Source organism: Stenotrophomonas pictorum JCM 9942 (assembly GCF_001310775.1).
Classification (GTDB): domain Bacteria; phylum Pseudomonadota; class Gammaproteobacteria; order Xanthomonadales; family Xanthomonadaceae; genus Stenotrophomonas; species Stenotrophomonas pictorum.
The window spans coordinates 1-3,376 of sequence record NZ_BAZI01000291.1; the positions used below are offsets into that span (position 1 = coordinate 1).

4 protein-coding genes are annotated in these 3,376 nt (G+C 64.8%); 2 read left to right on the forward strand and 2 right to left on the reverse strand.

Going from position 1 to position 3,376, the window contains the following annotated elements:
• Positions 1-802: MlaA family lipoprotein (locus JCM9942_RS12575; RefSeq protein WP_054660071.1), on the forward strand; the 802-nt coding region annotated here is incomplete at its 5' end.
• A 73-nt stretch (positions 803-875) separates the two neighbouring features.
• On the opposite strand, the gene JCM9942_RS12580 is transcribed toward JCM9942_RS12575, so the two are convergent.
• Positions 876-1,421 (reverse strand): glutathione peroxidase, encoded by a 546-nt coding sequence (locus tag JCM9942_RS12580; protein WP_054660073.1) that lies wholly within the window; start codon positions 1,419-1,421, stop codon positions 876-878.
• A gap of 153 nt (positions 1,422-1,574) precedes the next feature.
• The gene (locus JCM9942_RS12585; RefSeq protein WP_054660075.1) at positions 1,575-3,128 is read right to left on the reverse strand and encodes a DNA recombination protein RmuC; all 1,554 of its coding nucleotides are present in this window, start codon (positions 3,126-3,128) and stop codon (positions 1,575-1,577) included.
• 68 nt (positions 3,129-3,196) lie between these two features.
• Between JCM9942_RS12585 and JCM9942_RS19140 the strand changes: the two genes are divergently transcribed.
• On the forward strand, positions 3,197-3,376 hold a 180-nt coding region (locus JCM9942_RS19140), incomplete at its 3' end, for a hypothetical protein (RefSeq protein WP_218185489.1).

Sequence of the window (3,376 nt, forward strand, 5' to 3'; positions counted from 1 at the left end):
GGCGGACACCGGTACCGGCCAGACCGCCGCCCCTACCGATGCCGAGGACGATTTCGCGGCGCTGTACGGTGGTCCTGCTCCCGGTGCGCCGGCCGAGTCCGGGGCGGGCGGCAACGCCCGCTCCAGCTACGACCCGTGGGAGAAGTACAACCGCAAGGTGCACCACTTCAACATGGTGGTGGACCGTGCGGTGGCGCGGCCGATCGCCACCGCCTACGTCAACGTGGTGCCCCGTTTCGCGCGCACCGGCGTGACCAATTTCTTCAGCAACCTGCGCTCGCCGCTGACCCTGGTCAACCAGCTGCTGCAGGGTCACCCGGACGATGCCTGGGACACGCTGGGCCGCTTCTTGATGAACTCCACGTTCGGCATCGGCGGTCTGTTCGATCCGGCCAGCAAGGCGATGGTGCCGCGCCGCAGCGAGGATTTCGGCCAGACCCTGGGGGCCTGGGGCTGGCGTGGCTCACGCTATGTGGAGCTGCCGTTCTTCGGTCCGCGCACCGTGCGCGACGTGTTCGGCATGGCCGGCGATATTCCCCTCTCACCGGTGCGCACGATCGAGTCGGACAAGGTCCGCATCGGCCTGCAGGGCCTGCAGCTGGTGGACATGCGCGTGCAGTTGATGGCGGTGGACGCGCTGCGCGATACCGCGGTGGACGAGTACGCCCTTACCCGCGATGCGTGGCTGCAACGCCGCAACTACCAGATCGAGAAGGATCTGCGTGGTGCCCGGCAGCGCGATGACGAAGAGCAGCCGACCATCCCGGTCGACGCCATGCCGATGCCCGACTGGGGCAACTGACCGGCAACGCCAGAACAAAAAAGCCCGGTATTCCCGGGCTTTTTTTGTGCTTTTTGCCGAAGCCGCGGCCTGATCAGGCCGCCAGGGCCGCGTCGATGGCCTGGCGCAGGCCGGCATCATCGGCGGCGGTATCCGGCGCGAAGCGGCCGATCACCTTGCCGTCCTTGCCGATCAGGAACTTCTCGAAGTTCCACAGGATGCCCGGTGCCGGATTGGGTTCGATATTGAAGCCGAGCAGCTTCTCGCGCATCGGGCCTTCGCCGGTCGCCACCGGCTGGGCCGCGATGAGCTGACGGTACAGCGGATGCACGTCGGCACCGGCGACGTTGATCTTGGCGAACATCGGAAAACTCACGTCATAGGTCAGCGCGCAGAACTGCTTGATCTCCTCCTCGCTGCCCGGCTCCTGCCCGTTGAAGTTGTTGGCCGGGAAACCCAGCACTTCCAGTCCGGCGTCCTTCTTTTCGCGATAGAGCTTTTCCAGGCCTTCGTACTGCGGGGTCAGGCCGCACTTGGAGGCGGTATTGACCACCAGCAGCACCTTGCCGCGGTAGTCGCCCAGCGAGGCCGGAGCGCCGTCGATGGTGGTCAGCGGGATGTCATACACGGAAGCGGTCATAGCGGTTCCTGATCGGGAGGGGAGCGCAAGCATAGATCGGCAACCGGTCCGTTGCGTGCCGCTGGTATCAACACTCTGTTTTTCATTTTCATCACCGCCGCCCCCGGATGGCCCGGGCCGCCTCAATGTGACCGGGCTGTGCACAACAGCTACTCAGTCAGCAGATTGGTCGGCATCGTCAGCCAGACTGCGGATGGTGTCTGGCTGCAGTTCCGGTGGCAGTGCCTTCTTGGCCTTGGCGCCCAGTTCGGCCAGGCGCCGTGCGCGGTTGGACAGTGATTGCGGAGAATCGGTGAGCCGGTTGCGTGCCTTGGCGAAGGACTGATTGGCCTCGTCCAGTTTTTTGCCCACCGCGTCGAAATCGGCCAGGAAGGCGACCATCGCATCCAACACCTTGCCGCCGGTATCGCTGATTTCCAGTGCCTGCCGCTGGACCTTGTCGCGCGTCCACAGGCGTTCGGTTACCCGCAGCAGCGCCATCAAGGTGTTGGGTGAAGCAAACACCACACGGCGGTCGAAGGCGAAGGATTGCAGATCCATATCCGCACCCAGTGCCGCAGACAGCGCGCCCTCGATCGGAACGAAGGCGATGGTCACATCCAGCGCATCACCGCCCAGCGCCTTGGGGTAGTTCTTGTCGCCCAGATCCTTGACGTGCTGGCGCAGCGCCACGGCGTGGCGACGCAACGCATCTTCCTGCTGCTCCGGAGAGCCTGAGTTCATCGCTTCCTGCCATGCGATCAGGTTGACCTTGCTGTCGATCACGACACTGCGCTGGTCCGGAAAACGCACCACCACGTCCGGGCGCAAGCTGTCGCCATCGTCATTGGTGACGTGGGCTTGCCGCTCGTAGTGCACGCCTTCTTCCAGTCCAGAACCACGCAGCACGTTGTCGAGCATCAGCTCGCCCCAGTCGCCGCGTACCTTTGCGCTGCCCTTGAGCGCGCTGGTGAGCGCGGCGGCCTGCTGCGCCATGTCCTGGTTCAGGGTCTTGAGCTCGCCCACCGCACCGAGCAGGCTGGCGCGTTCACGGGCTTCGTCGTTGTACAGCGTGTCCACACGCTGGCGGAATTCGCTGAGTTTTTCCGAGAACGGCTTGAGCATGGATTCAAGGTCAACGCGCGATTGTCCCGTGGCCACACGCACGTTCTTTTCAAACTGCTGACCGCGCTCCTCGAACACCTTGCCGGCCAGTTCAGTGAACGCGCTGGAGAGGTTTTCCTTTGCCGAACCCACCCAGCTACGCAGTTCCTCCTGTGCCTGGCGCGCATGCAGCAGCTCGGCATGCAGGCGCGAGTTTTCGGTTTGTACTTTCTGCAGCACATCGCGCTGCCGCTCCGCAGCGGCCATAAGCTCCGCGCTTTGGCCACGTGCATCAGCAAGCGCCTGATCGCGCTCGAACAACTTGGCCTCCAGCTCCGCCACCGTCGCCGCTTCGCGCTCGATGCGTTGGCTCAACACCGACAGCGAGCGTTGCTGCTCGGCCTGTTGGCTGCGTTCGTGATCAAGCTCTGCGACCAACGACTCCAGGCGGCCCCGCAGCTGCCCCGCTTCCACCGCGGCGGCGGTCGTGCGTTGGCGTTGGCCATCCAGTTCGCGATTGAGTGCCTCCGTTTGTCCCGCACCGCCAGTACGACGGAACAGGAACACCAGAAGGACGATGACGGCGACCAGCAGGCTGGCCAGGATCAGAGTTTCAGTATGCATGGCGGAAAGTGTAGCCATCCCGGTCTCAGCAGCTGCGCCGCATCTGCGATCATGTACGCCCCCAGCCGTTGTCCCCCGCCATGAAGCCGCTGTCGCTGCTGTTGTCCCGCCTGTTGGCCATGCGGCCGTTCACCGCCACCGCGCCGGTTCCGGGTGGCTACTGGCGCACGGGCAAGCTGGACATCACCGGCGACCGCGACCGCCTGCCGGCGCTGGTCGACGCGCTCGAGCAGCGTCTGGCCCAGCAG